The 26,217-nt window shown below is 68.3% G+C and carries 26 protein-coding genes; 13 read left to right on the top strand and 13 right to left on the bottom strand.

Annotated elements, in window-relative coordinates:
* Positions 1-53: 53 nt before the first annotated feature.
* Together OVY29_RS15895 and OVY29_RS15900 are read right to left on the bottom strand one after the other, a co-directional pair.
* The gene (locus OVY29_RS15895) at positions 54-806 is read right to left on the bottom strand and encodes an alpha/beta fold hydrolase (protein ID WP_313911706.1); all 753 of its coding nucleotides are present in this window, start codon (positions 804-806) and stop codon (positions 54-56) included.
* 44 nt (positions 807-850) lie between these two features.
* Entirely contained in the window at positions 851-1,498 is a 648-nt protein-coding gene (locus OVY29_RS15900; RefSeq protein ID WP_313911707.1) for a 2-hydroxychromene-2-carboxylate isomerase, read from the bottom strand.
* Between the two features lie 126 nt (positions 1,499-1,624).
* Between OVY29_RS15900 and OVY29_RS15905 the strand changes: the two genes are divergently transcribed.
* The 4 genes from OVY29_RS15905 (at position 1,625) to OVY29_RS15920 (ending at position 5,891) form a co-directional block, all read left to right on the top strand.
* On the top strand, positions 1,625-2,071 hold the full coding sequence (locus tag OVY29_RS15905; protein WP_313911708.1) for a MarR family transcriptional regulator: 447 nt from the start codon (positions 1,625-1,627) through the stop codon (positions 2,069-2,071).
* Entirely contained in the window at positions 2,071-3,171 is a 1,101-nt protein-coding gene (locus tag OVY29_RS15910) for an HlyD family secretion protein (RefSeq protein WP_313911709.1), read from the top strand. The genes OVY29_RS15905 and OVY29_RS15910 overlap by 1 nt, the downstream gene beginning before the upstream one ends.
* An 82-nt stretch (positions 3,172-3,253) precedes the next feature.
* Complete coding sequence (locus tag OVY29_RS15915; RefSeq protein ID WP_313911710.1) at positions 3,254-4,846, top strand: MDR family MFS transporter; 1,593 nt, start codon at positions 3,254-3,256, stop codon at positions 4,844-4,846.
* Between the two features lie 376 nt (positions 4,847-5,222).
* Positions 5,223-5,891: a helix-turn-helix domain-containing protein gene (locus OVY29_RS15920; RefSeq protein ID WP_313911711.1), complete on the top strand. Its 669-nt coding sequence runs from the start codon at positions 5,223-5,225 to the stop codon at positions 5,889-5,891.
* Positions 5,892-6,269: 378 nt separating this feature from the next.
* On the opposite strand, the gene OVY29_RS15925 is transcribed toward OVY29_RS15920, so the two are convergent.
* The 6 genes from OVY29_RS15925 to hemC form a co-directional block, all read right to left on the bottom strand.
* Positions 6,270-7,004, bottom strand: coding sequence for a DUF4336 domain-containing protein (locus OVY29_RS15925; protein ID WP_313911712.1), 735 nt, complete (start codon positions 7,002-7,004; stop codon positions 6,270-6,272).
* A 131-nt stretch (positions 7,005-7,135) separates the two neighbouring features.
* On the bottom strand, positions 7,136-8,257 hold the full coding sequence (locus tag OVY29_RS15930; RefSeq protein WP_313911713.1) for a CaiB/BaiF CoA-transferase family protein: 1,122 nt from the start codon (positions 8,255-8,257) through the stop codon (positions 7,136-7,138).
* A complete protein-coding gene (locus tag OVY29_RS15935; protein WP_037557458.1) occupies positions 8,250-9,452 on the bottom strand; it encodes an acyl-CoA dehydrogenase in 1,203 nt (400 codons plus the stop codon). The genes OVY29_RS15930 and OVY29_RS15935 overlap by 8 nt, the downstream gene beginning before the upstream one ends.
* A 41-nt stretch (positions 9,453-9,493) precedes the next feature.
* Positions 9,494-10,402, bottom strand: a complete 909-nt coding sequence (locus tag OVY29_RS15940) for a mitofilin family membrane protein (protein WP_313911714.1) — start codon at positions 10,400-10,402, stop codon at positions 9,494-9,496.
* A gap of 19 nt (positions 10,403-10,421) precedes the next feature.
* Positions 10,422-11,111 carry a uroporphyrinogen-III synthase gene (locus tag OVY29_RS15945; protein WP_313911715.1) on the bottom strand — a complete coding sequence of 230 codons (690 nt, stop codon included), beginning with the start codon at positions 11,109-11,111 and terminating at the stop codon, positions 10,422-10,424.
* Positions 11,108-12,055: a hydroxymethylbilane synthase gene (gene hemC / locus OVY29_RS15950; RefSeq protein ID WP_313911716.1), complete on the bottom strand. Its 948-nt coding sequence runs from the start codon at positions 12,053-12,055 to the stop codon at positions 11,108-11,110. Before hemC ends, OVY29_RS15945 begins: the two co-directional genes overlap by 4 nt.
* Positions 12,056-12,332: 277 nt before the next feature.
* On the opposite strand from hemC, the gene tsaD reads away from it, so the two are divergent.
* The 3 genes from tsaD to OVY29_RS15965 all read left to right on the top strand — a co-directional run bounded on the left by tsaD (position 12,333) and on the right by OVY29_RS15965 (position 15,962).
* On the top strand, positions 12,333-13,367 hold the full coding sequence (gene tsaD / locus OVY29_RS15955; RefSeq protein ID WP_313911717.1) for a tRNA (adenosine(37)-N6)-threonylcarbamoyltransferase complex transferase subunit TsaD: 1,035 nt from the start codon (positions 12,333-12,335) through the stop codon (positions 13,365-13,367).
* Positions 13,364-14,356, top strand: a complete 993-nt coding sequence (locus tag OVY29_RS15960; RefSeq protein ID WP_313911718.1) for an NAD(P)H-dependent glycerol-3-phosphate dehydrogenase — start codon at positions 13,364-13,366, stop codon at positions 14,354-14,356. The genes tsaD and OVY29_RS15960 overlap by 4 nt, the downstream gene beginning before the upstream one ends.
* Before the next feature lie 76 nt (positions 14,357-14,432).
* Positions 14,433-15,962 carry a lipopolysaccharide biosynthesis protein gene (locus tag OVY29_RS15965; RefSeq protein WP_037557464.1) on the top strand — a complete coding sequence of 510 codons (1,530 nt, stop codon included), beginning with the start codon at positions 14,433-14,435 and terminating at the stop codon, positions 15,960-15,962.
* A 3-nt stretch (positions 15,963-15,965) separates the two neighbouring features.
* Here OVY29_RS15965 and OVY29_RS15970 read toward each other — a convergent pair whose 3' ends face one another.
* Positions 15,966-16,223: a hypothetical protein gene (locus tag OVY29_RS15970; protein ID WP_037557465.1), complete on the bottom strand. Its 258-nt coding sequence runs from the start codon at positions 16,221-16,223 to the stop codon at positions 15,966-15,968.
* Positions 16,224-16,279: 56 nt separating this feature from the next.
* Positions 16,280-17,278, bottom strand: coding sequence for an adenosine kinase (locus tag OVY29_RS15975; RefSeq protein WP_313911719.1), 999 nt, complete (start codon positions 17,276-17,278; stop codon positions 16,280-16,282).
* Between the two features lie 224 nt (positions 17,279-17,502).
* Here OVY29_RS15975 and OVY29_RS15980 point away from each other — a divergent pair, with 224 nt between their 5' ends.
* Together OVY29_RS15980 and OVY29_RS15985 are read left to right on the top strand one after the other, a co-directional pair.
* Positions 17,503-18,186, top strand: a complete 684-nt coding sequence (locus tag OVY29_RS15980) for an EI24 domain-containing protein (protein ID WP_313911720.1) — start codon at positions 17,503-17,505, stop codon at positions 18,184-18,186.
* Positions 18,183-18,557, top strand: a complete 375-nt coding sequence (locus tag OVY29_RS15985) for a hypothetical protein (RefSeq protein WP_037557468.1) — start codon at positions 18,183-18,185, stop codon at positions 18,555-18,557. Before OVY29_RS15980 ends, OVY29_RS15985 begins: the two co-directional genes overlap by 4 nt.
* Before the next feature lie 44 nt (positions 18,558-18,601).
* Here OVY29_RS15985 and queG read toward each other — a convergent pair whose 3' ends face one another.
* Positions 18,602-19,654, bottom strand: coding sequence for a tRNA epoxyqueuosine(34) reductase QueG (gene queG, locus OVY29_RS15990; protein ID WP_037557469.1), 1,053 nt, complete (start codon positions 19,652-19,654; stop codon positions 18,602-18,604).
* 49 nt (positions 19,655-19,703) lie between these two features.
* Between queG and OVY29_RS15995 the strand changes: the two genes are divergently transcribed.
* From OVY29_RS15995 to msrB, 4 genes are all read left to right on the top strand, one after another.
* Positions 19,704-20,678 (top strand): ABC transporter ATP-binding protein, encoded by a 975-nt coding sequence (locus tag OVY29_RS15995; protein ID WP_152567700.1) that lies wholly within the window; start codon positions 19,704-19,706, stop codon positions 20,676-20,678.
* A complete protein-coding gene (locus OVY29_RS16000; protein WP_037557471.1) occupies positions 20,675-21,919 on the top strand; it encodes an ABC transporter permease in 1,245 nt (414 codons plus the stop codon). Before OVY29_RS15995 ends, OVY29_RS16000 begins: the two co-directional genes overlap by 4 nt.
* A gap of 102 nt (positions 21,920-22,021) precedes the next feature.
* On the top strand, positions 22,022-23,278 hold the full coding sequence (locus tag OVY29_RS16005; protein WP_037557472.1) for a cytochrome P450: 1,257 nt from the start codon (positions 22,022-22,024) through the stop codon (positions 23,276-23,278).
* Between the two features lie 106 nt (positions 23,279-23,384).
* The gene (gene msrB, locus OVY29_RS16010) at positions 23,385-23,807 is read left to right on the top strand and encodes a peptide-methionine (R)-S-oxide reductase MsrB (RefSeq protein WP_409581487.1); all 423 of its coding nucleotides are present in this window, start codon (positions 23,385-23,387) and stop codon (positions 23,805-23,807) included.
* Positions 23,808-23,946: 139 nt separating this feature from the next.
* Here msrB and OVY29_RS16015 read toward each other — a convergent pair whose 3' ends face one another.
* Together OVY29_RS16015 and OVY29_RS16020 are read right to left on the bottom strand one after the other, a co-directional pair.
* Positions 23,947-25,788, bottom strand: a complete 1,842-nt coding sequence (locus OVY29_RS16015; RefSeq protein WP_313911721.1) for a hypothetical protein — start codon at positions 25,786-25,788, stop codon at positions 23,947-23,949.
* Positions 25,785-26,216, bottom strand: a complete 432-nt coding sequence (locus OVY29_RS16020; protein WP_052182469.1) for a GtrA family protein — start codon at positions 26,214-26,216, stop codon at positions 25,785-25,787. The genes OVY29_RS16015 and OVY29_RS16020 overlap by 4 nt, the downstream gene beginning before the upstream one ends.
* Between the last annotated feature and the right edge of the window lies 1 nt (position 26,217).

Below are 26,217 nucleotides of genomic sequence, written 5' to 3' on the forward strand. Positions count from 1 at the left end.
ATCGCAGCGCTCTCTGGCGCATGCGAACAGCTAGGCGCCCGGCGCGAGTCCGGTCAAGTCGCGAGAAAGACGGCGATCGCTTCGCCCAGCTCGGGCTCCGTCACGCTCGACATATGCGTCCCCGGGATTGTCGCAAGCCGCGCGTCGGGCAAGGCCGCAACCAGCTCCTCGGCCGATCCATTGTCCTGATCGCGGTCGCCGCAGACGACGAGGGTCGGCATCGTCAGCGCCGCGAGCATCTCGGGCGTCGTATCGGTGAAGCTGTCGAGCAGATGCCCCGCCGCGATGCGGTCGACCTTCATCGTCTTCATGAACTGAACCGACAGCCATGTATCGTCGCCGCGTTTCGCCGTCTCATATTCGGCGATCACGCGCTTGAAGAAGCGCCCGCGCCGCTGCCAGCCGGCGAGCCCCGCCAATCCCATGCCGCCAAGAATCAAACGGCGCGGTTTCATCCCGGCGACAACTGCACGCACGCTCGTCCGCGCACCGAGCGAGAAACCGCCGAGGTCGAAGTCGGCGAGGTCCAGATGCGCGACCAGATCTTCGAGGTCATGCACCAGCACGTCGGACGGATAGAATTCCTCCTCGTGCGGCGCGTCGCTCGATCCGTGGACGCGCAGGTCGGGCATGATCATGCGGTATCCGTCGCGGGCGATGCGTGCCGCAGTGCCGAACTTGATCCAGTTGACCTCGCCGCTCGAAAACAGGCCGTGCAGCAAAATCAGCGGCCGACCTTCGCCCGTCTCGCGCCACGCCAGCCGCACGCCGTCGCGCGCTTCGAAATATCGGGGTTCGATTGTCATGCGACGCGCTATGCGCCCTCCATACCCGGTTCGGCAAGCGCCGATCAGCGCGGGAGAAGGCCCTTCTGCTCCATGCGCCACTTCGCCATCTCGATCCGGTCCTGCCCGAAAAAGGGCTCGCCTTCGAACACGAGAGTCGGCACGCCCCAATGGCCCGCGATTTCGAGCGCGACCTGGTTGCCGGCGACTTCATTGTCGAGCGCTTCGGCCTCGCGCACCGCCTCTTCGTCGAGTTCGGGGAGGTCGAGCCCCGCGCGCTTCGCCGCGCCCGCAAGATGATCGCCGAGATGCCAGTCCTGCGCGCCGCCCCAGATGAGCTGGCCGACCTCATGCGCAAAGGCGAGCCCCTTGCCGCGCCGCGACGCCGCCTGTCCCAGCCGGGTAAGGCGATGGATATAGGGCTGCTCGGCCGCGATCTCGCGCGTCGCGACATTCTGGACGATCGGGTCGGGACGCGGCGGGCCGAAGGGAATGCCGTGGAACTGCGCGACGCGGATCATGTCGCGCATCGTGTAGCTCAGCCAATTGGGATGATTGCGCTCGAAAAAGTCGGGCTGGCGCACCGCAAGCGGATAGACGGGGCGCAGGTTGATCGTCACGTCGTGGCTGGCGGCGAGCGCGCGATAGCGGCCGACCGCAAGATAGCTGTACGGCGAACGGAAGGACCAGAAAAGGTCGGCGGTTAAAGTCATCCCCACATCCTGCCCAAAAACATGCCCCACGCAAGCAGTGTAAAGAAAATTTACACCATATCCGAGACTGTTGGCAATCCCGTGCCGCGGTTGAATATAGTAGCAATTGCTATTATGTGCTATGATATGAGCGAGACGATCGGGTATCTGCTGAACGATAGCGCGCGCCTGTTCCGGCGCGCGTTCAACGCGCGCACGAAGGACAGCGGCATCACCGCGCTGCAATGGCGGCTGATCACCTACCTCAAGCGCCACGAGGGTATCCGCCAGGGCCCGCTCGCCGAGCTGATCGAGGTCGAGCCGATCACGCTGTCGCGGATGGTCGACCGGCTGGCCGAGGCGGATCTTGTCGAGCGCCGCGCCGACCCCGCCGACCGCCGCGCGTGGCAGCTTTACCTGACGCCGCGCGCCGGCGAACTGCTCGGCGGGATGCGCGCCACCGCCGATGCGCTGACCGCCGAAGCGACCGAAGGGCTGAGCCCCGCCGAGGTCGAGCAGCTGATCGACCTTGTCGAGCGCGTCCGCGCCAACCTGTCCCGCCGCATCTGCCAAAAAGAAAAAGAGACGATCTGATGGACCAGCTCTCCCCCTCCCGCCCGAAAGCCGAAGAGGCGACGCCGCCGAAGCGCGCGCCGAAGGCCGATCCGCTGCCGGACCCCGCGCCCGTCGCCGACGCCGCGCCCAAGGCGAGCTGGCGCACGCGGCTGTTGATGTTCGGGCTGCCCGCGCTGCTGATCGCGGGCGGCGCCGGCTGGTGGCTGACGAGCGGCGGGTCGGTGTCGACCGACAACGCCTATGTCCAGATGGACAAGGTGTCGGTCGCCGCCGAAGTCGGCGGACGGATCACCGAAGTTGCCGTCCGCGACGGCCAGCAGGTCGCAAAAGGCCAATTGCTCTTTCGCATCGACGGCGAGCCCTATGCGCTGAGCGTCGCGCAGGCGACCGCGGCGATCGACGCCGCCAGGGTCGAAGTCGGCAATCTGGCGGCGAGCGCGAACACGTCGAGCGTCGACATCGCCGCGGCGCGCGAGGATGTGAAGTTCGCCCAGGTGACCTTCGACCGGCAGGCGGCGCTGATGGAAAAGGGCTTCACGACGAAAGCCGCCTATGATGCCTCGCGCCACGCGCTCAGCCAAGCACGCGAAAGCGTCCGGCAGGCCGAAGCCGCCGCCGCCGAAGCGCGCACAAAACTCGCCGCGGGCCCGTCGAGCGGGATCAATCCGCAGGTCGAGGCGGCGCGCGTCCAGCGGTCGCAGGCGCAGGTGAACCTCGACCGGACGACGGTGCGCGCGCCGGGCGCGGGGCGCATCGCGCAGTCGGACCGATTGCAAGTCGGCCAGATGATGGTCGCGGGGCTGCCAGCGGTGACATTGGTCGACACCGCGCATCCGTGGGTCGAGGCCAATTTCAAGGAAACCGACCTTGCGAACATGCGCGTCGGCCAGCGCGCCGAAATCCGCTTCGACGCCTATCCGGGGCTGACGGTGCGTGGCCATGTGCTGACGATCGGCGCGGGTACGGGCAGCGAATTTTCGGTGCTCCCCGCGCAGAACGCGACCGGCAACTGGGTCAAGGTGACGCAGCGCGTGCCGGTGCGGATCGCCTTCGACGAAAAGCCGTCGCGCGATATGATCGCGGGGCTGTCGGCCGATGTGCGGGTGTTTACGAATTAAGCGGAATGCCTGGTCGTCCGTCGATTTCCCGTGCGAATATATCCTCCCCATCGCTTCGCGACAGGGAGGATCGGTTTTAGCCATGGCCAGCAACGCCCTCCCCCGCCGGCCCGCCGCCGCGGCCTTGCCCGACGACGATATGATCGCCCTCCACGAGCGCGTCCGCTATCGCGGCCTGCTGACCGTCGCCGTCATGGGCGCGTCGATCATGCAGATCCTCGACACGACGATCGCCAACGTCGCCATCCCGCACATGCAGTCGGCGCTCGGCGCGACGAGCGAGACGGTGACCTGGGTGCTGACCAGCTATATCCTCGCCTCGGCGATCGCGATGCCGATCACCGGCTGGCTCGCCGACCGCATCGGACGGCGCGAATTGTTCCTCGGCGCGGTCGCGGGCTTCATCGTCGCGTCGATGGCGTGCGGCGCGGCGCAGACGCTCGATCAGATGGTCGCCTTTCGCTTCATGCAGGGGATTTTCGCGGCGTTCATCGGGCCGCTGTCGCAGTCGGTGATGCTCGACATCAACCCGCCCGAGCGCCACGCGCGCGCGATGTCGATCTGGGGCATGGGGATCATGATCGGGCCGATTCTGGGCCCCGTGCTCGGCGGCTGGCTGACCGAAAGCGTCAACTGGCGCTGGGTTTTCTACGTCAACCTCCCCGTCGGATTGCTGACGCTCGCGATGATGTGGGCGCTGTTGCCCGCGACGCGCAGAACCGATCGCAAGTTCGACCTGTTCGGTTTCTCGATGCTCGCGCTCGGCCTCGCCGCGCTGCAACTGATGCTCGACCGCGGCGCGCACGAGGACTGGTTCAACAGCGTCGAAATCTGGATCGAGTGCGGGGTCGCGATCGCGTGCTTGTGGATGTTCTTCGTCCATCTGTTCACCGCGCGCGGCGATACGCTGTTCAACCGCAAGATGCTCGCCGACCGCAACCTCGTCACCGCGATGGGTTTCATGGTCGTGATCGGGGTCGTGATGTTCGCGTCGATGGCGCTGCTGCCGCCGATGCTGCAGAATCTGTTCGGCTGGCCGGTGATCGACACCGGGATCGTCCTCGCGGTGCGCGGGGTGGGCATTTTGATGAGCATGTGGGTCGCGGGGCAATTGCTCGGCCGGATCGACGCGCGCTGGCTGGTCGGCACCGGCCTGCTGATCGCCGCTTATTCGCTGTGGCAGATGAGCCACTGGTCGCTGATGATGGGGATGGAGCCGGTGATCGTCAGCGGGCTGGTGCAGGGGGTCGGCATGGGGCTGATCTTCATTCCGCTCAACACCATGGCATTCGCGACGATCGCACCGCAGCATCGCACCGACGGGTCGAGCCTGCTCAACCTGCTCCGCAGCCTCGGCGCGTCGGTCGGGATTTCGGTCGTTACCACGCTGCTCGGCGTGAACACGCAGACGAGCCACGAGGATCTGGCGGCGCATGTCACCAACAGCTCGGTCGGCCTGCTCGATCCGTCGACGTCCGACCGCTTCGGCGCGATGGGCGACACGGCGATGGCGATGATCAACGCCGAGATCAACCGGCAGGCGGCGATGGTCGCCTATATCGACGATTTCTGGCTGATGATGTGGGTGACTTTGGCGTCGGTCCCGCTGGTGCTGCTGTTGAAGCCGCCGAAACCCGGCGGGCCGCGCGCATCGGCGGCGGACATGGGGCATTAGCCGCGACCAGCCGCTTATGACCGCTACCGACCGGAAGCGGACGTACAGATCCTCCCCATCGCGAAGCGCTGGGGAGGGGGATCGCCGCGAAGCGGTGGTGGAGGGGTCTGGCCTTGCACCGACGCCTGACGGCGTCGACCCCTCCGTCAGCCCTGCGGGCTGCCACCTCCCCATCGCTGCGCAAAGGGGAGGATCTGGACGACAGCTCTCCACCCCTAAGCCGACATCGCCACCACTGCCCACACTCCCCCCTCGCAAATTGAAACTCCGCCCACGCATCCGTTACCTGCCGCGCCGATGCGACATCCAGAGTCCCTGGCCATCTTTCCCGGCCCTCGCTAACGCTCTTTTAACCAGCGCGGCCCAACAAGCTAATATGGCCATTTCCGGATATTTTCTTCCCGTGGAACCCGGCGCCGACAGACGGCAGGACGGCCGCCGGAAACTCAGCCTTCTCGCCAAGGGCGCGCGGCACGACGGCACGGGCATCGACGTCCGAATCCACAATATTTCGGGATCGGGCTTGCTGTTCGAAAGCGACATCAAGCTGGCGACCGGCGACCGAATCGAAATCGAGCTGCCGCATGCCGGCGACATTACCGCTATCGTGATCTGGGCCAGCGGACGGCATTTCGGCTGCCAGTTCGAAGGTCCGGTATCGCGCGCCACGCTGAGTGCCGTCGAACTGAAGAGCGCCACCGACGCGGCCCCCGCTCCCGAAAAGGAAGAGCCGGAACCGGCAACGGGCGAATCCTTCGGCGACCGCCTGCGGCGGCTTCGCATCGAAGCGAAGCTCGACCGGGCCGACGTCGCCAAACGCATGCGCGTCAGCGCGGCATCGGTTCTGGGCTGGGAAAAGGACCGGGCCCGCCCCAGGCCGGGCCGGATGGCGGCGCTCGCGAAGATTCTGGGCGTCGAAACCTCCGACCTGCTCGGCGAGGCCACGCCCGAAGGGATGCAGGAGCTGATCGACCGCGGCCGCGAAGAGATCGCGCGCGCCATCGGCGTCAGCGCCGACAGAATCCGGATCATCGTCGAATTCTAGAGCGGCGTGTGGCCCCCGGCGGGCCCAAGCCCGCGGCGAATATGGGGCATTGGGATGGGCGCGGCTGCTTTGCGGTGGGCGGGGATGTTGCACGCTCTCACTTCCGTCATCCCGGCTTGACCCGGGACCCGCCTTCCTTCCGGCTGGCCATGAAAAGAAGGGCGGCCCCGGGTCAAGCTCGGGGTGACGAGGAAAGAAACATCCTCCCTGTCGCGCAGCGATGGGGAGGTGGCAGCGCGAAGCGCTGACGGAGGGGCCCATAGCGCACCGTCACAGCCCCTCCACCACCGCTTCGCGGTGGTCCCCCTCCCCACGGGAGGATCTATGTCCGCAAGCGTTCGAAACAGGTCGTCTGTCCCTTTCCAGCCCCACTCGCGACTAAAGCGCCCACCCGAAGGCGCGGCGCAATTCGGCTGCGCCGCCGCTTTCATAGGGGAGGCCGTGCGCCATCACGACGCGCTCGCAGTCCCAGGCGAGGATTTGCGCCATCGCGGCGCGCACCGCGCGGCGACGCGGCCAGAAGGTCAGGCGCATATCGACCGGCGTGCCGCCCCCGGGATGCGCGACCCCCGCGAGCCGCACCAGCGCGCGAAACAGGCGGCTGCGAACGCGCGCGGGTTCGAAATTCTCGATCAGATCGGTCAGAATGACGGTGCGCGAGGGCCGGTGAAAAAAGACCGCTTCGCTGACCATCGTGCCCGGGACGAGCACGCCGGCGATATCGTCGGGAAGCGGCATCGCCGGGCCTTCGAGCAGCGCGTCGATGCGGAAGTCGCGCTTCGCCTTTTCGGCGAGCCCCGGCACAGCGAGGGTTTGCGCGGCGGGATAGCGCGCCTGCCAGTCGGCGACATACCAGTAATGGATGCTGTTCGGCGCGACGAGCCAGCCAACCTCGCCCAGCCGGTCGATCGCCGCGAACAGCGCATCGTCGGGGGCGATCGGCGAGTGGACCCACAGCCGTCCGCCGGGGAGTCGCACGACCGTCATCCGCGTCGGAAAGGGCATCGACGCGGGACCATAATCCATGCGGATTTCGGGGCCGTCGACGATCCATATCCCCTCGCCGAACGGCTTGGGCACGTTGAGCGGCGCATAGGGGACGAAGCTGGACATGGGCGGCAGGGTAACAGATGCCGCGGCCGCCTTTCAATTCGGCGGCGGCGGATATGGGGCAATGGCGGCAATGGCGGCGATGGCGGCTTCGGGGCGGGTAGCGGGCGCCGCTTTCCGGCTGCAAACAGCCGCTAACTGCCAAGCGGCGGCGCGCCTCTGTGCGCAACCATGCGCTCGCCGTCGATGACGATCGGGCTCGCGACCCCGTCGATCGACGCCCCCTCGGGACGGAAGCGCATGCCGCGCGCGACGACCTGCGGATCGGCGAACACCTGCGCAAGGTCGTTGATCGGCCCCGCCGGCACCCCCTCGGCCTCGAGCGCGAGCGACAGCGGCTGCGCCTCCCACGCCGCGATCTTCGCCGCGAGCAGCGGAACCAGCTCGGCGCGGTTCGCGAGCCGCGCGGCATTGTTGACGAAACGCACATCGTCGGCCCATTCGGGGACGCCCAATATCGCGCAGAGTTTGCGATATTGCCCGTCGTTGCCGACCGCGATCACCAGCTGGCCGTCGGCGGTGGCAAAGACCTGATAGGGCACGACATTGACGTGCGCATTGCCCATCCGTTTCGGCACGACCCCGCTCGCGAGATAATTGGCCGCCTGATTGGCAAGCACCGCGACCTGCGAATCGAGCAACGCCATATCGACATGCGCGCCCGCGCCGGTGACGTCACGACGTCGCAGCGCCGCGAGGATCGCTACGGCCGAATACATGCCGGTGAAGATGTCGGCGTAGGCGATCCCCGCCTTTTGCGGCGCGCCGTCGGGCTCGCCGGTCAGCGACATGAAGCCGCTCATCGCCTGCACGATATAATCATATCCCGCGCGGTGCGCATAAGGCCCCGTCTGGCCGAAACCGGTGATCGAACAGACGACCAGCCGCGGAAAATCGGCGCGGAGCCGCGCCGGATCGAGCCCGTATTTGACGAGCCCGCCGACCTTGTAATTCTCGATCACGACATCGGCACCGGCGAGCAGCGCGCGCACCTCCGCCTGTCCCTCCGCACGCGCGATATCGATCGCGACGCTCTGCTTGCCGCGGTTGCAGCTGTGATAATAGGCTGCGCCGAGATTTTCTCCGCCGGCACCGGTGACGAAGGGCGGACCCCATTCGCGCGTATCGTCGCCGACGCCCGGCCGCTCGACCTTGACCACCTCGGCACCGAGATCGGCGAGCAATTGCCCGCACCAGGGCCCCGCGAGCACCCGTGCCAGTTCAACGACGCGGATGCCCTCCAACGGTTTAGGCAAAGGCCGAAATGCCCGTGATCGCACGGCCGAGAATCAGCGCGTGCACATCGTGCGTGCCTTCATAGGTGTTCACCGTCTCGAGGTTCACCGCATGGCGGATGACATGATAGTCGGCCGAAATGCCGTTGCCGCCGTGCATGTCGCGCGCGACGCGCGCGATATCGAGCGCCTTGCCGCAATTGTTGCGCTTCAAGAGGCTGATCGCATCGGGGACGAGCCGCCCTTCGTCGATCAGCCGCCCGACGCGCAGCGCCGTCTGCAAGCCCAACGCGATTTCGGTGAGCATGTTGGCGAGCTTCAGCTGGACGATCTGGTTCGCCGCGAGCGGCCGCCCGAACTGCTGGCGCTCGAGCGTGTAATTGCGCGCTGCTTCGTAGCAGAATTCGGCCGCGCCCATCGCGCCCCAGCCGATGCCGTAGCGCGCGCGGTTGAGACAGCCGAACGGCCCCTTGAGCCCCGAGACATGGGGGAGCAGCGCATCCTCGCCGACCTCGACCCCGTCCATGACGATCTCGCCCGTGACCGAGGCGCGGAGGCTCACCTTGCCCTCGATCTTGGGCGCCGACAGGCCTTTCATCCCCTTTTCGAGCAGGAAGCCGCGGATCGCGCCGTCGTGCGCTTCCGATTTCGCCCATACGACGAAGACGTCGGCGATCGGCGAATTGGTGATCCACATCTTCGCGCCCTTCAGGCGATATCCGCCCGCGATCTTTTCGGCGCGCGTGCGCATCCCGCCCGGGTCGCTGCCCGCATCGGGTTCGGTGAGGCCGAAACAGCCGACGAGCTCGCCCGCGGTCAGCCCGGGCAGAAATTTGCGCTTCTGCTCTTCGCTGCCATAGGCGTTGATCGGGTGGATCACGAGGCTGCTCTGCACCGAACAGGCCGAGCGGTAGCCCGAATCGATGCGCTCGACCTCGCGCGCGATCAGCCCGTAGCTGACATAGTTCAGCCCCGCGCCGCCATATTCGGGATCGATCGTCGCGCCGAGCAGGCCGAGCGCGCCCATTTCGGACATGATCTCGCGGTCGAACCGCTCGTCGAGGAAGGCCGAGGTCACGCGCGGCAGCAACGCATCGGTCGCATAGGACCGCGCGGTGTCGCGCACCATCCGCTCCTCGTCGCTCAGCTCGGCGTCGAGCTGGAGGGGGTCGAGCGGGTCGAGCGCTTCGATACGCTGCGGATCGGCGAGGGCCATGGGTCTGCTTTCTTCAAAAAGCGACCTACGGGACCGGGTCGCTACGGGGTCGGTTCGGCCGTTTTACGGGCCACCGCGGCAGGCGGGCTGTCGCGCGGCTCCAATATCGCCGCGGTCTCGATCAGGTCAAGCGCGCGCCGCGCCTCGTGATAGCGCCGCGCGTCCATCAGCCACTCGCCCGCGACATCGGCGCCGGGCATCGCTTCGACCTCGGCGATCGCCTGATCGGCCTGCCCCGCCGTCAGATAGCGCCGCGCGCGATCGAGCCGTTCGGATGCGCGCGGCGATTTGGTTCCCGCCGCGCGCACGACGAACAGCTCGCCCAGTTCGCGGCGAAGCCCGGTCCACAGGCTGCCGTTTCCGTCGCCGCCCCGCCCGACGAGCTGCGGCGCCAGCGCGTCGAGTTCGGTACGAAGCCGCTCGAGCGTCACCGGGTCGCGCGAGGTGTCGATGATCGTCTTGACCGCATTCGGCTGGTCGTCGCCGAAGCGCAGCCGCAGCTGCGCGTCGAGATAGCCCAACGACAGCCCGCGATCGAGCGCGCGGCGCACCGCGAAGGCGACGAGCAGCCCCTCGGCGCGCGAGGCGTTGCCCGACGCCGATTCGGCCTGGAGCGTGATGCGCGACAGCCTTTGTTCGAGTTCGGCGACGCGCGCCGCGAGCGCATTCGCGCCGTCGACCGGCGTCACCATCAGCGACGGCACAGCGGTGTCGCCCTTTGCCGTCCCGCCGGTCAGCAGCGGATTGGCCGCGCCCGCGGGTGCGCCCACCGCCTTGGGCGCGGGCGATATATTGCCGCCGTTCAGCCAGCGATTCACCGCCCATCCGCCGCCAACGATGCCGATGAGCAGGAGAAGGAGGGCACCGATGACGAGCGCGCGGAACGATAGCCCCTTCGCCGGGACCGCCCCGCCCGCAGACGGGGAGGTTTCGAAGCTGTCGATTGCCATGTTTCTCTTTCGAACGACCCTATTTCGCACCCTTGTGCCACAAAGCACGCGCCTGTGCCAATATTGCAACATCGTCGGGCCGTTGGGCAACCGCGACATCGCGCCAGCCCTCCCCCGCCGCCGCCGCCGCCGCCGGGCTGATCGCGGCGAGCGACAGATGCGCGCGCGCCGTGCCTGCCAGATCGGAAATGCGCTTCGCCGCGCGCGCCGAATGCGCGAGCAGCACCGCCGGTGCGGCGATCAACCCCGCCCATTCCGCGGACGGCGGGACGGGGTCGACGGCATAGCAGGGCAGCGCCGTGATCGCCGCGCCGCGCGCGTTGAATTCGGATCGGTCACGCCCGCAAAGCCATAATATCGTTCGAATATTTTGCGACGTCATGGCGTCAAGAAGTCGCTGCGCGTCGGCTGTGCCGGTCCGCGCCACCGTCAGACCCGCCGCTTCGGCCGCGCGCGCGGTCGCATCGCCCACGGCGTGGACGGGCAAGCCCCGGAGGCCCGCGATTTCCGGGCCCGCCAGCCGCGCGGCAAAGGCGCTGGTCAGCAGCAGCGCGTCGAAATCTTCGGCTGCGGGCGCGCGCCAGGCGATCGGGCGCGCTGCAAACAGCGGCATCGCATGCACCTCGAAACCCATCGCCCGGGCCCGCAGGGCCGTCGCGACGTTGCCCGGCTCGGGCCGCGTGACGATCAGCGGCGGCCCATCCGTCATCGCGCGAACAGCGCCCGAACGCTGTCGGGCGCCTCGGCGAGCAGGCGGCGCGCCAGCGCAGCGGGCATATCGGGCCCCGTCACGACGATATGCCCGGCGGCATGCTCGGCGCCATCCTCCGAAAAAATCTCGGCGGCGAGGCGCAGCGCGCCATCCTCCTGCCAGAAGGCGTGCGCCGCAACAGGCGAACGGCAATCGCCGCCCACCGCCGCGAGAAAGGCGCGCTCGGCCGCAACCGCACCATGTGTCGGCGCGTGGTCGACCGCGGCGAGCAGCGCGATCGCCCCGGCATCGTCGGCGCGGCATTCGATCCCGATCGCGCCCTGCGACGCCGCCGGAAGCAGCAGCGCCGCGTCCTGCACGACCCCGACATCGTGCATCCCCAGCCGATCGAGCCCCGCCGCAGCGAGCAGCGTCGCATCGGCGTCGCCGCCCGCGATCTTGGCAAGCCGCGTCGCGACATTGCCGCGCAGCAGCACGGTGTCGAGATCGGGACGCAGCCGCTTCACCTGCGCCGCGCGGCGCGGGCTGCTCGTGCCCAATCGTGCGCCGGGCGGCAGGTCGGCGATCGTCGTGGCCCCTATCCCCTCGCGCACCACCAGCCGGTCGCGCGGGTCGGCGCGCTCGAGCATCGCGCCGAGGAAAAAGCGCGCATCGCGCAGCGTTTCGACGTCCTTCAGCGAATGCACCGCGACGTCGATCGTCCCGGCATCGAGCGCCGCGTCGAGTTCGCGCGTCCACAGCGCCTTGCCGCCGACCTCGGCGAGCGCGCGATCCTGGATCCGGTCGCCGGTCGCGGTCATCGGCACGATGTCGAGCGCCTCGGCAGGCAGGCCATGGCTGGCCATCAGCGCCGCCATCGCCATATGCGCCTGCGCCATCGCAAGCGGCGAGGCCCGCGTCCCGATGCGCAGCGGATGGTCGGAGGTGGGAAGGTCAATCATGCGCCGCTGCTAAGCCCTGCGCGCCCGAAAAGGAAGAGAAGGGATTCGCGCAGAGACCGCGGAGAGGATCGTTTGGGCCGAAAAGACCCCTTCCTCCTTCCACCTCCTGGCCGCGCCCCAACGTCGACAAAAAAGCCGCTTCGCGGCCCGCGCGAAAGCTTCGCGCCTTCGCGTGAACAAATCCCCGCCTTCTCTGCGGTCTCTGCGCCTCCGCGCGAATCTTCAAGGTCCTGCCGCTTGCTCCGTGGCCCGGTGCGCGCGTAAGGGGAGCAAGCACATGACCCTCATCCTTGGCCTTGAATCGAGCTGCGACGAAACCGCGGCGGCGCTCGTCGACAGCGAGCGGCGCATTTTGGCGCAGCGCGTCGCGGGGCAGGAAGCCGAGCATAGCCCCTATGGCGGCGTCGTCCCCGAGATCGCGGCGCGCGCGCATGTCGACCGGCTCGCACCGATCGTCGAGAGCGTGCTTGCCGACGCCGGAGTGTCGCTCGCCGACATCGACGCGATCGCCGCGACCGCCGGACCGGGGCTGATCGGCGGGGTGATGGTCGGGCTCGTCACCGGCAAGGCGCTCGCGCACGCCGCGAACAAGCCGCTGATCGCGGTCAACCATCTCGAAGGCCATGCGCTCAGCCCCCGCCTCGCCGATGCGGGCCTCGAATTCCCCTATCTGCTCCTGCTCGTCTCGGGCGGCCATTGCCAGCTGCTGCTGGTCAAGGGCGTCGGCGATTACCGCCGCCTCGCGACGACGATCGACGACGCCGCGGGCGAGGCGTTCGACAAGACCGCGAAGCTGCTCGGCCTCGGCTATCCGGGCGGCCCCGCGGTCGAGCGTGTCGCGAAGGACGGCGACCCGCACGCGGTGCCGCTGCCGCGTCCGCTCGTCGGCAGCGCCGAGCCGCATTTCTCCTTCGCCGGGCTCAAGAGCGCGGTCGCGCGCGCGGCGGAGAGCGGAGAGCATAGCGTTCCCGACCTCGCAGCATCCTTCCAGCAGGCGGTCGTCGACTGCCTCGTCGACCGCAGCCGCATCGCGCTCGCCGCCTGTCCGGAGGCGACCGCTTTCGTCGTCGCCGGGGGGGTCGCAGCGAATGGCAGGGTCCGCACCGCACTCACCGATCTCGCCGCGCGCTTCGACAAGGGTTTCGTCGCGCCGCCGCTCTGGCTCTGCACCGACAATGGCGCGATGATCGCCTGGGCGGGCGCCGAACGCTTCGCCGCCGGCCTCACCGACCCGCTCGACGCCCCCGCGCGCCCGCGCTGGCCGCTCGATCCCGAAGCCGAGACGGTGCGCGGCGCCGGAGTGAAAGCATGACGTCATACGCGAAATTCGGCGTCGTCGGCGGCGGCGCCTGGGGCACCGCGCTCGCGCAGCTGCTCGCGGCGGACGGCGCGCCCGTCCGCCTCTGGGCCCGCGAAGACGATGTCGTTGCCGCGATCAACGCCGAACATCGCAACCCCGTCTTCCTCCCCGGCGCGTCTCTCTCCCCGTCGCTAACCGCGACCGGCGACCTCGCCGAAATGGCCGATCTCGACGCGCTGCTGATCGTCGTCCCCGTCCCGTATCTCCGCGCGGTGCTCGCCGACCTGCCGCCCGGCGACGCCCCGCTGATCTTCTGCAGCAAGGGCATGGAGGCGGGCAGCTTCGCTTTTCCGATCGACATGGCGCGCGAACTCGTGCCGCAGCGTCCGCATGCCGTGCTGTCGGGACCGACCTTCGCGCACGAGGTCGCCGCCGGCCTGCCGACCGCGATCACCCTCGCGGCAGCCGATGCGGATGTCGCCGGGGGACTCGCGCAGGCGCTCGCGCGCCCGCACTTCCGTCCCTATGTCTCGACCGACATGATCGGGGCGGAGATCGGCGGCGCGGTGAAGAATATCCTCGCGATCGCCTGCGGCATCGTCGACGGCGCCGGGCTCGGGCTCAACGCGCGCGCCGCGCTGATCAGCCGCGGTTTCGCCGAAATGACGCGTTTCGGGCTGGCGCGCGGCGCGCAGGCCGAAACGCTCGCCGGGCTTGCGGGGCTCGGCGACCTCGTGCTCACCTGCACCTCGTCCAATTCGCGCAATTTCGCGCTCGGTCAGGGGCTCGGTCGCGGCGAAGCGGCCACCGAGCTCATGGCCGATCGCCGCACCGTTGCGGAGGGCGCGTTCAGCGCGCCGGTCGTCGCCGCCGCCGCGCACGCCGACGGGATCGACATGCCGATCACCGATACCGTCGCGCGCCTCGTCGCCGGCGAAGTGCGCGTCACCGACGCCATTCAGGCCCTGCTCAGCCGTCCGCTGCGACCCGAAGGGCGATGAATTGCCGCACACAATTGCCTGCTCCCTCCCGCCGCGCTAGACTGCGTCTCAGGGCAAAGCAGAAGGGGCGCCAGGCTTGAGCCAGACCGATAGCGCAGCCGCGCCCCAATCGCCCGACGTCGCGTCGCGCGACGCGGACACGGCGGCACTCGCCAAGGGCGGGCGCACCAATTTCTTCGGCTTCATCCTCCGCCTCGTCGCGCGCCTGCCCTTTCTCTATGTGGCGGGCCGCTGGTACGGGCCCGAGGCGGTCGGGCGCTTCGCCTTTGCCGTGCTCGTCATCGAACTCGTCGCGCAGCTCGCGACTTTGGGGCTCAAGCGCGGCCTCGCCGAGCAGTTGAGCGCGGAGGGCGCCGACCAGCGCATCGTCGTGTGGGACGGCATGTTCGTCGCCTTTATCGTCTCGGCGGCGGGATCGGCGCTTCTCCTCCTGTTTCCGCAGCTGATGTATCCCGCAGGCGATGTCGACAGCGCCGACCGCTGGATGGCGCTGCTCGTCTTCGTGATCGCGGGGACCGACATCGCGCTCGCCGCCTGCGCGTATAAATTCGACGTCGGAGCGACCGTGCGCGCGCGCGCGATCGTCGAACCCTGGGTGATCAGCGTCGCCGCGGCGGGCTTCTGGTTCGTTTCGGTGCGCGACGGGCTGATGCTTTCCTATGCTGCGGCGATGGTCGGCGCCTTTCTCACCGCGCTCATCCCGATGATCCGCCACTATGGCGGCCCCGGCGTATGGCGGCCGCACCCGGCGCATCTGATCATGCTCGCGCGGCGCAACGCCCCGCTCGCCGCCGCCGACGCGATCGAATGGGGCACGCGCCGCCTCGACCTCTTCATCCTCGGCCAGTTCACCTCGCCGACGATCTACGGCATCTATTATATGGCGCAGCAGGTCGCCTCGCTGCCGCAAAAATTGAAGACGAGCTTCGAGCCGATCCTCGGCCCGGTGATCACGCGCAACCTCGCCGAAAAGCGGCTGGGCGCGGTGGCGGCGCAGGTCAGCCAGGTCGGTTTCTGGATCATCGCCGCGCAAGCGGGCGTCGCGCTCGCGCTCGGCATTCCGGGCGAGGCGGTGATGGGCCTCGTCGGCCCCGAATTCGTCAGCGGCACCGCCGCGCTCGCCTTTCTGCTCGCCGCCGAAGTCGTCGCGGCGACCGCCGTGGTCAGCGAAGCCGCGCTCGTCTATGTCGCGCGCCACCGCAACCTGCTCATCAGCTTGGCGACGCTCGCGCTGCAGGCGGTGCTCAGCGTCGCGCTGATCCTGATCGCGCAGTCGATGGGATGGCCGCCGATCTATTATGCTGCAGCGGTCGCGCTCGCGCTGATGCTCGCGCTCGGTTTCGCCTCGCTGGTCAAGGCGCGGCTGCTTGCCCATATTCTCGGCGCCCCGGTGAACAGCCTGCGCTGGGCGCTCGTCTGGGCGACCGCGGGCGCCGCAGTGCTCGGCTGGGGCGCGACGCAGCTGCCCGAATGGGCCGAGCTGCTGCTCGGCGTGCCCTTCATCCTCGGCATTTACGGCTGGCTGATCTGGACGCGCGGCTTCGGGCCCGCCGACCGCGAATTGTTCCGGAAGCACCCCGATCCGGCCGCGGCACCCGCGAGCTGATTCTTAATCGACCGCCTTCTGCGCCGCGTCGCCGACATCCTGCGCGGCGTCGCCGACCTGCTGCGCCGCTTCGCTGATCGCGCCGCTTTCGGCCTGTTCGCTCGCAAGGAACTGATAGGCGAAAAAGGCCGCCACCAGAATCGCCACGAGCAGGATGAGCCCGATGCCGATCCCGCCGCCGCGGCGCGGTTCGCGGTCGATAACCGTGGTGGTGTGCGTCGTCCCGTCGGGATCGCGCGTCGTGTGGATTTCATCGGCCATGTCCGGACCTCCTCTGCTTGATGCCGCATAGGACGCCCGGACGCGCGTGAAGGTTCCTACCCCAGCCGCGCCGCGACCTTCGCCTTGAGGTCGGTCTGCGCGCGCGGGCCGACCTGCGCGATGATCTCGCGCGCGCACACCGCGCCCATCGTCAGGCAATCGGCCATCGACCGGCCTTCGGCAAGGCCGGCGAGAAATCCGGAAGCGAACAGGTCCCCCGCCCCCGTCGTGTCGACGACCTGCTCGATCGGCTCGGCGCCGACCTCGGTGCGCGTCCCGCCCTGCAACGCGATCGCCCCGTGCGCGCCGCGCGTGACGACGAGCAGCGGCACCTGCGGCGCGATCTTCGCGACCGCCGCCTCGAAATCGTCGGTTTCGGCGAGCGCCCGGATCTCGACCTCGTTCGCGAACAGGATGTCGAACAACCCTTCAGCGATCAGCGCACGGAAGTCGGCGCCGTGGCGGTCGATGATGAAGGCGTCCGAAAGCGTGAAGGCGACCTTGCGTCCCGCCGCGCGCGACACGTCGATCGCGCGCCGCATCGCCGCGCGCGACAGTTCGGGATCCCACAGATAGCCTTCGAGATAGAGGATCTCGGAATCGGCGATCCATTGCTCGTCGATCATCGCCTGATCGAGCAAAGGACTCGCCCCGAGAAAGGTGTTCATCGTCCGCTGCCCGTCGGGGGTGACGAGGATCAGGCAGCGCGCGGTCGGTGCGCCTTCCTTCAGCGCCGGAGTCTCGTAAGCGACGCCCAGTGCGCGCAGATCGTGCGTGAAGACATGGCCGAGCTGGTCGTCGGCGACCTGCCCGATGAAGGCGCAGCGTTCGCCGAGCGCCGCCATGCCCGCGAGCGTGTTCGCCGCGCTGCCCCCCGACACTTCGACCGCCGGGCCCATTGCCGCATAGAGACGCTCGGCCTCTTCGGCATCGATCAGCCGCATCGACCCCTTGGTCAGGCCTTCGGCGGCGATCAGCGCATCGTCGGCGCGGGCAAGAACGTCGACGATCGCGTTACCGATGGCGACGACGTCGAAACGGGCGGTGGAGGCCATGGGAAATCCTGTGCTGGCGGGAAAAAGCTGCGCGCGCTTTAGGGACGACGGCGCGCCAACGCAAGCGCGGCGCCATCCCGCCTCTTTCCTATTGTCGTCATGCCGGACTTGATCCGGCATCCATCCCGGCGCCGAAGCCATGGACCCCGGATCGAGTCCGGGATGACGAAGGGAATGGATTGCCAGAGCTTGACGCAAGCCCCCCGCGCGCGTCATCTCAAATCATGGCCCGCGCCGCCCACGCTTTCCTGCTCGCGCTCAGAGACCTGCCGCATCCGCGCGTGCTCCGCGTCCTCGCGCAAAGCCTTGCGCTCACGCTCCTGCTCCTCGCCGCTGCGGGCGCGGCGATCTTCTTCGGCGCACGCTGGGCGCTCGCGCACTGGAAGTGGCTCGACGGCGCGCAGCTCGACATGGCGGGCGTGCTGATCATCCTCCTGATCATCGCCGGAAGCTGGCTGCTCTTTCGCGCCGTCGCGATCGCCGTCATCGGCCTTTTCGCCGACGGCATCGTCGCCGATGTCGAGGGGCGCTATTATCCCGCCGCCGCGGCGCGCGCGGTCGACGTCGGCTGGCGGCAGAATATCCGCCTCGCGCTCGCCTCGCTCGTCCGCCTGATCGGCGGCAATCTGCTCGCTCTGCCGGTCTATATCCTGCTGCTCGCGACGGGGATCGGCACGCCGGTCTTCGCGCTCTTCGTCAACGCGCTGCTGCTCGGCCGCGATCTCGAGGCGATGGTGCTCGCGCGCCACCCCGATCGTCCGCGCTTCGACCGGCCGGCGCGCTGGTCGCTCGGGCTGCTGTCCGCCGCAAGCTTCGTGGTGCCCGTCGCCAATTTGTTGGCGCCGATATTGAGCGCCGCTATGGCCGTCCACATGCTGCATCTCGGCAAGGGGGACCCCGAAATATGATCGATAACCGCCGCCTCGGCGCCGTGGCCATGCTCGGCCTGACCCTCGGCGCCTGCGCCGGCCCCGCGATTCCGCGCGCGACCCCGCCGCGCGCCACCGCGCCGCCGCCTACCGTCGTGCGGCCGGTGCAGAACAATGTGCTGATCGGCAACAGCGCCGACGCGATCGGCCGCATGTTCGGCAAGCCGCGGCTCGACGTCACCGAAGGCGCCGGCCGCAAGATCCAGTACGCGGGGTCGAACTGCATTCTCGACGTCTATTTCTACGCCCCGCGCGCGGGCGCCGATCCGGTCGCGACGCATGTCGACGCGCGCACCCCCGACGGCCGCAACGCCGAGGTCGATAGCTGCGCGCAGGCGCTGCGACGCTGAAATTTCCTCCCTGTGGCGCAGCGATGGGGAGGAGCGGAAAGACGTCACGACGCCAGCTCTTTAAGCGCCCATAAGGCCGCATCGGCGACCATCGGCGATTCATCCGTCGCCAGCCGCTCGAGCGCCGGTACGAAACCCCGGTCGCCGCTGTTCCCCGCCGCGATCGCGGCGTTGCGCACCATCCGTCCGCGCCCGATCCGCTTGATCGGCGACCCCGCGAAGACCTGCCGGAACCCCGTATCGTCGAGGTCGAGCAGGTCGCCGATCGACGGCGCCGCCAGCTCGGCGCGCGGCAAAAACGCCCTGTGCCGATGCGCGGTGTCGGCGAATTTGTTCCACGGACAGGCGGCAAGACAATCGTCGCAACCGTAAATGCGGTTGCCGATCCCGCGCCGCAGCGCGACCGGGATCGGACCCTGATGCTCGATCGTGAGGTAGGAGATGCAGCGCCGCGCATCGAGCCGGTACGGCGCGGGAAAGGCATCGGTCGGGCACGCATCCTGACACGCCGCACAGCTGCCGCACGTATCGCGCCCCGGCACCGACGGCACCAGGTCGAGCGTCGTATAGATCGCGCCGAGGAAGAGCCAGCTGCCATGCTCGCGGCTGACAAGGTTGGTGTGCTTGCCCTGCCAGCCGAGCCCCGCGGCGGCCGACAGCGGCTTTTCCATCACCGGCGCGGTGTCGACGAACACCTTGACCTCGGCGTCCCTCACTTCGCCGACCAGCCAGCGCGCGACGGCTTTCAGAGCCTTTTTGACGACGTCATGATAGTCGCCGCCCTGCGCATAGACCGAAATCCGGCCGCGATCGGGCTGCGCCGCCAGCGCAAGCGGGTCGAATGCAGGCGCATAGCTCATGCCGAGCGCGATCACAGAGCGGACCTCGGGCCACAGCCCCTTTGGCGATCCGCGCTGCGCGGCGCGGCTTTCCATCCAGATCATGTCGCCGTGGCGCCCCTCGGCCAGCCACTGGTTCAGCCGCGCCGCCGTCTGCGGCGCCGCGTCGGCACGCGCGATCCCGAACGCTGCGAACCCATGTTCGCGCGCAACCGCTTCGAGGCGCTGTTCCAGCGATGGCAAGGCTTCGGCAACCATTGGCGCTCTATACGCGAGCCGCCTCGCCGTGCCATAGCCTGGTATGGGAATGATTGGGGACCGGCATTTGAACGATTTCAGCGTCGAGGCGAACGGCCTCACCAAATATTTCGGCGATTACAAGGCGGTCGACCATGTCAGCCTCAGCGTGCCGGCGGGCAGCATCTATGGCGTGCTCGGTCCCAACGGCGCGGGCAAGACGACGAGCCTCAGGATGACGCTCGGTATCATCGACCCCGACGAGGGGACGAGCCGGCTGCTCGGCGGCCACAAGCCGCAGAGCGTGCGCGGCCGCATCGGGTACCTGCCCGAAGAACGCGGGCTCTACCCGGGCATGAAAGCGCGCGAGGCGATCGCCTTCATGGGCGCACTGCGCGGGCTCGACTGGTCCGAAGGGCGCCGCCGCGCCGCGACCTTCATGACCGAACTCGGGCTCGAACGCGTCATCGATGCCAAGATCCGCAAGATGTCGAAAGGCATGGCGCAGATGGTCCAGCTCATCGGCTCGATCGTCCACGCCCCCGACCTCATCGTGCTCGACGAGCCTTTCTCGGGGCTCGACCCGGTCAATCAGGAGCGGCTCGAAACGCTCGTCCGGCGCGAGCAGGCGCGCGGCGCGACGATCCTCTTCTCGACGCATGTGATGGCGCACGCCGAGCGCCTCTGCGACCGGATCGCGATCATCGCGCGCTCGGCGCGGCGCTTCGAAGGCACGGTCGACGAGGCGCGCGCGCTGCTGCCGATGCAGGTGCGCTACACGCCGCGCGATGCCGGCGATCCCGCCGCGGTCGCCGCGACCCTGCCCGCCGGCGCCGAGCGGCGCGGCGACGCGTGGCATTTCGCGATCGAGGACGGCGGCGTCGAACCCTTGCTCGCACAAATCACCGCGAGCGGTCATGGCGTCACCGGCCTGTCGATCAGCCGCCCGGCGCTCCACGACGCCTTCGTCCATATCGTGCGTCAGGTCGACGCGGGTTTCGACGCCGACGCCGCCGAAGATGCTATCGAGGAGGCGAGCGCATGACCCCCTTCATCCGCAATATGTTCGTTGTTGCGCGGCGCGACTTTCTCGCGATCGTCGCGACGCCGACCTTCCTCCTCTTCCTGCTCGCGCCGCTGTTCATGGTCGGCATGGTGCTTGCGGGCGGCATGGGCGCGTCGCAGCTCGCCGACAGCGCGCGCGGCAAGGGCCGCATCGTCGCGGTCGCCGATCCCGCCCAGATCGAGGCGCTGCGCGCCGCCGACACGCGGCTCCGCGCCGCGATGCCGCGCGAGCCCGCGCTGCTCGAACTGCGCGTCGCGAGTCCCGCCGCCGACCCGCTCGCGATCGCGCGCGAAAAGGGCCGCGACACCTATGCGGTGATGAGCGGTCCGCTCGACGCGCCGCGCATCGTCGAGCGCGAGGAGGGCAGCGGCTCGGGACGCTATCTCGCGCTGCTCGCGGGCGAAGTGCGCCGCGCCGAGGCCGCCGGCGACCTGCCGCCGGTGACGCCGCGTTTCGAAAGCCTCGCGAGCGGCGGGACGAGCATCGCGGTGCAGCAATCGCTCGGTTTCGGCGCGGTGTTCGTCATCTTCCTTTTGACCCTGCTCCTCGCGGGCCAGACGGTGAGCTCGCTCGCCGAGGAAAAGGGCAACAAGGTCATCGAGATCCTCGCCGCCGCGGTGCCGCTCGAAAGCGTTTTTCTCGGCAAGCTGCTCGGCTTCCTCGGCGTCGCCGTGCTGTTCATCGCCTTCTGGATGGCCCTTGCGTTCGGCGGCGGACTGATCGCCGCGACGCAGATGGATCCCGCGGCGATCGCTGCGGCGGGCAAGGCGGGCAAGGCGGCGACCGCGCTCGCCGCGACGCCCGCGACCGGCTGGCCCTTCTTCCTCGGCATCGGCTTCATCTATTTCGTGATGGCCTTCCTGCTGCTCGGCGCCGTCTTCCTCGGCGTCGGCGCGCAGGCGGCGACGGTGCGCGAGATCCAGATGCTCAGCCTGCCGATCACCATCTTCCAGGTCGGCATGTTCAGCCTGTGCGCCGCCGCTGCGAGCGCGCCCGACAGCGGCCTCGCCCGTTTCGCTCAGATATTTCCCTTCTCCTCGCCGCTCGCGATGGCCGCACGCGCCGCGACCGACGATTCGAAGGCGATCCACCTGCTCGCGCTCGGCTGGCAGGCGCTGTGGGTCGCGCTCGTCGTCTGGATTTCGGTGCGCCTTTTTCGTTCGGGCGTTCTAGGGAGCGGCAAGAGCTGGCGATTCTGGCGGCGAGACCGGCCAGCGTGATCGCCGCGGCGCCATTGTTCCGCTTCCATTGACAAAGCTGTAAATAGTGGCATTCTGCAACTTAATCGGCCGCGTCCGACGGCCGCTTGAGAGGAACAGCCCATGGCCACCCAGATGCGTATCGCCCCCGAAGTTGCCAACCCGCTGGATGTCAGCCGCGCCGAGCTGTGGAGCGAGGATCGCTGGCAGGAACCGATGCGCCAGTTGCGCGCCGAGGCGCCGATCTATCGCTGCGAAGATTCGAAATTCGGTTCCTATTGGTCGGTGACGACCTACAAACCGATTCAGCATATCGAAGCACTCCCGAAAATCTTCTCCTCTTCATGGGAATATGGCGGGATCACCGTCGCCGGCGACGGCATCGAACATCTTCAGGAGGGCGAAATCCCGATGCCGATGTTCATCGCGATGGACCCTCCGCAGCACACCGCACAGCGCCGCACCGTCGCCCCCGCCTTTGGCCCCTCTGAAATAGAACGTATGCGCGCCGACACCCAGGCGCGCACCGCCGCGCTGATCGACACGCTCCCGGTGGGCGAGACCTTCGATTGGGTTGAACGCCTGTCGATCGAACTCACCACCGACATGCTCGCGATTCTGTTCGATTTCCCGTGGGAAGAGCGCCACCGGCTCACCGGCTGGTCCGACGCGCTTGGCGACATCGAAAGCTTCGATACACTCGAAAAGCGCCAGGCGCGCCTCGCCCAGGCCTTCGAAATGGGCGCCGCCTTCAAGCAATTGTGGGACCAAAAGGCCCAGAACCCGGGCGAGCATGACCTGATTTCGATCATGCTCCAGTCCGACGCGATGAAACATATGAGCGAGAATGAGTTCATGGGGAACCTCATCCTGCTCATCGTCGGAGGCAATGACACGACGCGCAATTCGATGTCGGCCTACGCCTATGGCCTCCACAAATTTCCTGAAGAACGCGCGAAGCTCGAAACCAATCACGACCCGGACCTCGCCATCAATGCGATGCACGAGATTCTGCGCTGGCAGACCCCGCTCGCGCATATGCGCCGTACCGCGACCGAGGACACCGAGTTGTTCGGCCACCAGATCAAGGCGCGCGACAAGATCGCACTGTGGTATGCGTCGGCGAACCGGGACGAGAGCGTATTTCCCGACGGCGACCGCATCATCGTCGATCGTGCGAACGCACGGCGCCACCTCGCCTTTGGCTACGGCATCCACCGCTGTGTCGGGGCGCGTGTGGCCGAACTGCAGCTCACCACGCTGATCTCCGAAATGCAGCGCCGCCGTCTGCGCGTCAACGTCCTCGCCGAGCCCGAGCGGGTGCATGCAAGCTTCGTCCACGGCTACCGACACATGCCGGTCCAACTCGAAAAATATTGACGCGCCCCAGTAACCCCGTGGCCGCGGCATGCGTATCAAAGCCATGATCGAACGTCGTTACCTTCTCGGCGGACTCGCGCTCGGCGGCGCCATCATCGGCGCACCGATGCTCTTCGCCAAATCGGCGCGGCCGAAAGCGCAGGCCGGTTGGCAGCTCAGCGACGCCGAGTGGAAAAAGCGCCTGTCGCCGCTTCAGTATCGCGTGCTGCGCGAAGCGGCGACCGAGCGCGCCTTCACCAGCCCGCTCGACAAGGAAAAGCGCGCCGGCACCTTCGTCTGCGCCGGCTGCGCGCTGCCGCTCTATTCGAGCAGGACCAAGTTCGACAGCGGCACGGGCTGGCCGAGCTTCTGGGCGCCGCTCAAAGGCGCGATCGGTACGTCGACCGACCGCGACCTCGGCTATGCGCGCACCGAGGTGCATTGCCGGCGCTGCGGCGGCCATCTCGGCCATGTCTTCAACGACGGGCCGAAACCGACGGGCAAGCGCTATTGCATGAACGGCGCCGCGCTCCGCTTTCGCGCCTCTTAGAAGCCGCGTGCATTAATCTGATCCGCATCCCCGAGCGAAGACGAGGGGCTCGTGCGAGCGGAGCGAGAACCGCGTAATCCCGCTGTCTCGACTTCGCTCGGGGATGCGGATGATTTAAAGCTTCGCAATTGGCTCTAAGTCACTCCGGCTTCACCCGCCATACCGCCAGCCCCGCAGGCGAGCTGATCGGCACCCCCTCGAGCCACGCCGGCGGCGTCCCCGCATAAAGCGCAGCAGCGAGCGAATCCTTGCGCGCGCGGCGATATTTGGTGAAATCATTGGCGGTGCGGCAAAAGACCACCAGCGTCGCCTGCTGCCCGCGTACCAGCGCCTCGGCCTTCGCCGGATCGCCCGCAAAGGCGCGGATCGTGTCGGCCATCGCGTGGCTGTTGCGGTGATGCGGCGTCGCAACGAGGTTGTGCCGCGTCCAGAAAACCAGCGGCGCGCCGAGGTCGATCGGCGTCAGCAACACCGTCGCCCGCAGATGATTGAGATCGGCGATCGCCGTGGGGTCGAGGCAGTTCGCTTTATAGGGATTGGCTTCGGCCTTCTCCGCCGCCGCGCGCTTCTCTTCCTCTTTGAGCGCGGGAACGAGCGGCGTCAGCACCGCCGCGACCGCCATGCTGCCAAGCAGCGGCAGCGTCAGCGCCGCCATCGCCGATGCGAGAATGCGCGGCACGGTCGACGCAATCGTCCGCGCCCGCGCCCAGGCGCGCAGCCCGAGCCAGGCGCAGCCCGGCAAGGCGAAGAGATGCGCGGTCGATACGGTACGGAATACGAACAAGGACAGCGCCGCCGCGCCCGCGAGTGCAACGATGACCGTCGCCCAGTTCCGCCGGTCCGCCGGTCCGGCACTATCGCGCCAGGCGAGAATCGCCCCCGCGAGGCCGACGAGCGACTGCACGAGCACATGGATCATGTCGTGCGGTTTCGCGACCCACAAAGGCTGGCCTTCGAGGACGCCGCGATACCAATATTGCACGACGATCGGGTCGAGCGCCGCGAAGGGACCGTTCGCGCATTGGGGCTCGGTCCAGACCAGCGCCCCCGCAGCCGCCACGCCGGCCAGCCCGAGCAGCGCGAAGCGGACCCAGACCGCAGCCGGATTGGCCCGTGCGGCGGCGAAACTCACCGCCGCCGCCGCGACGAACGCCGCCATATAGGGCGCTGACAAGGCATCGCACCAGCTTCCGACCAGCCCCACCGGACCGCGCGTCACGAACTGGAGCAGGATCGCCCCACCCGCGAGCGCGCCCATATAGCCGCAGAGACGCGCGCGATCGCCGTTCTTTCCGTTCAGCGCCCAGCGCAAGGCGGCAAGCCCAGCGAACAGCGCGACGACCGGCAGGCCTTCGATCGACACCGCGAGCAGCGCCGCCGCGAACAATCCGCCGAGCAGCCCCGCCTGCCAGGCTGCGGGGCGCAGCGCCTGCGCCATCACCAGCATCGCGAGGAAAATCTGCCAGCCATGATGGTCGACGCGCAGCGGCCGGAACTGCACGAGGATATAACCCGACATGATCAGGAACAGCGGCACCACATAGGCGATCCGGCGGTCGGAGAGGTTGCGGTAGCCGAGCGCGCACGCAACACTCAGCGCCGCGCCGAGCAGCGGCGGCCACAGCGCCATCACGATCCGCTCGGCCATCGCCTGCCCAAACAGCGGCTTCAGCAGCAATATGCCCGCTGCGAGCGGCGCGTCGACGATCCGCGACCAGTGCATCAGCACCCCGCCGCCCGCCGGATTGACGCGATATTGCGCGAGATCCCACCAGCTCTGCCCCGCAAGCAGGTCGCGCACCTGCGCCATGCGCATCGCATCGTCGGTGTCGGAAAGGTCGAGCGCCCCGATCGCCTGCCATTTGGCGCCGATCGCGATCAGGCTCATCAAGCCCCACACGATCAGCGCGATGCGCGCGGGCGTGAACCAGGGGCCGAGCTCGATGCCGCCCGAACCGGAAGCGGGCGGCGCGCCGGTCACGCAGCGGCGGCCCGGAACACGATATGGCGGCGCAGCAGATAGGTCGTCTGGAAACTCACGGCGATCGCCGCGAGCTTGGCGAGCCGCGGGTCGAGCCCCAGCGCGCTGCCGCCGCCGACGATCGCGGTGGTGACCGCGAGGCCGATCAGCGCCGAGCCGACGAAAAGCAATTTCTGGCGATGGCGTTCACCCGTGCCGCGCGCCGCGGCGCCGTCGGCGAAGACGAGCCGGCTCGAAATGACCCAGTGGACGAGAATCCCCGCGCAATAGCCCGTCCCCGACGCCTTCACCGGCGCCAGCCCGGCGTCGAGCAACAGCAGGAACAGCCCCGCATCGCTGCCGAGCGCGAGCCCGCTCGCGAGCAGATAATTGAGCCAGCGAATCTCGCCGCGCCGCACCGACGCGATCAATTTGGTCACAGGAAGCATG

The organism is Sphingopyxis sp. SE2 (genome assembly GCF_032227185.1).
GTDB lineage: Bacteria > Pseudomonadota > Alphaproteobacteria > Sphingomonadales > Sphingomonadaceae > Sphingopyxis.

Coding starts and splice junctions, on each gene's coding strand:
- OVY29_RS15895 (WP_313911706.1), bottom strand. CDS start 806: ATGACAATCGAACCCCGATATTTCGAAGCGCGCGACGGCGTGCGGCTG.
- OVY29_RS15900 (WP_313911707.1), bottom strand. CDS start 1,498: ATGACTTTAACCGCCGACCTTTTCTGGTCCTTCCGTTCGCCGTACAGC.
- OVY29_RS15905 (WP_313911708.1), top strand. CDS start 1,625: ATGAGCGAGACGATCGGGTATCTGCTGAACGATAGCGCGCGCCTGTTC.
- OVY29_RS15910 (WP_313911709.1), top strand. CDS start 2,071: ATGGACCAGCTCTCCCCCTCCCGCCCGAAAGCCGAAGAGGCGACGCCG.
- OVY29_RS15915 (WP_313911710.1), top strand. CDS start 3,254: ATGGCCAGCAACGCCCTCCCCCGCCGGCCCGCCGCCGCGGCCTTGCCC.
- OVY29_RS15920 (WP_313911711.1), top strand. CDS start 5,223: ATGGCCATTTCCGGATATTTTCTTCCCGTGGAACCCGGCGCCGACAGA.
- OVY29_RS15925 (WP_313911712.1), bottom strand. CDS start 7,004: ATGTCCAGCTTCGTCCCCTATGCGCCGCTCAACGTGCCCAAGCCGTTC.
- OVY29_RS15935 (WP_037557458.1), bottom strand. CDS start 9,452: ATGGCCCTCGCCGATCCGCAGCGTATCGAAGCGCTCGACCCGCTCGAC.
- OVY29_RS15940 (WP_313911714.1), bottom strand. CDS start 10,402: ATGGCAATCGACAGCTTCGAAACCTCCCCGTCTGCGGGCGGGGCGGTC.
- OVY29_RS15945 (WP_313911715.1), bottom strand. CDS start 11,111: ATGACGGATGGGCCGCCGCTGATCGTCACGCGGCCCGAGCCGGGCAAC.
- hemC (WP_313911716.1), bottom strand. CDS start 12,055: ATGATTGACCTTCCCACCTCCGACCATCCGCTGCGCATCGGGACGCGG.
- tsaD (WP_313911717.1), top strand. CDS start 12,333: ATGACCCTCATCCTTGGCCTTGAATCGAGCTGCGACGAAACCGCGGCG.
- OVY29_RS15960 (WP_313911718.1), top strand. CDS start 13,364: ATGACGTCATACGCGAAATTCGGCGTCGTCGGCGGCGGCGCCTGGGGC.
- OVY29_RS15970 (WP_037557465.1), bottom strand. CDS start 16,223: ATGGCCGATGAAATCCACACGACGCGCGATCCCGACGGGACGACGCAC.
- OVY29_RS15975 (WP_313911719.1), bottom strand. CDS start 17,278: ATGGCCTCCACCGCCCGTTTCGACGTCGTCGCCATCGGTAACGCGATC.
- OVY29_RS15980 (WP_313911720.1), top strand. CDS start 17,503: ATGGCCCGCGCCGCCCACGCTTTCCTGCTCGCGCTCAGAGACCTGCCG.
- OVY29_RS15985 (WP_037557468.1), top strand. CDS start 18,183: ATGATCGATAACCGCCGCCTCGGCGCCGTGGCCATGCTCGGCCTGACC.
- queG (WP_037557469.1), bottom strand. CDS start 19,654: ATGGTTGCCGAAGCCTTGCCATCGCTGGAACAGCGCCTCGAAGCGGTT.
- OVY29_RS15995 (WP_152567700.1), top strand. CDS start 19,704: ATGATTGGGGACCGGCATTTGAACGATTTCAGCGTCGAGGCGAACGGC.
- OVY29_RS16000 (WP_037557471.1), top strand. CDS start 20,675: ATGACCCCCTTCATCCGCAATATGTTCGTTGTTGCGCGGCGCGACTTT.
- OVY29_RS16005 (WP_037557472.1), top strand. CDS start 22,022: ATGGCCACCCAGATGCGTATCGCCCCCGAAGTTGCCAACCCGCTGGAT.
- msrB (WP_409581487.1), top strand. CDS start 23,385: ATGCTCTTCGCCAAATCGGCGCGGCCGAAAGCGCAGGCCGGTTGGCAG.
- OVY29_RS16020 (WP_052182469.1), bottom strand. CDS start 26,216: ATGCTTCCTGTGACCAAATTGATCGCGTCGGTGCGGCGCGGCGAGATT.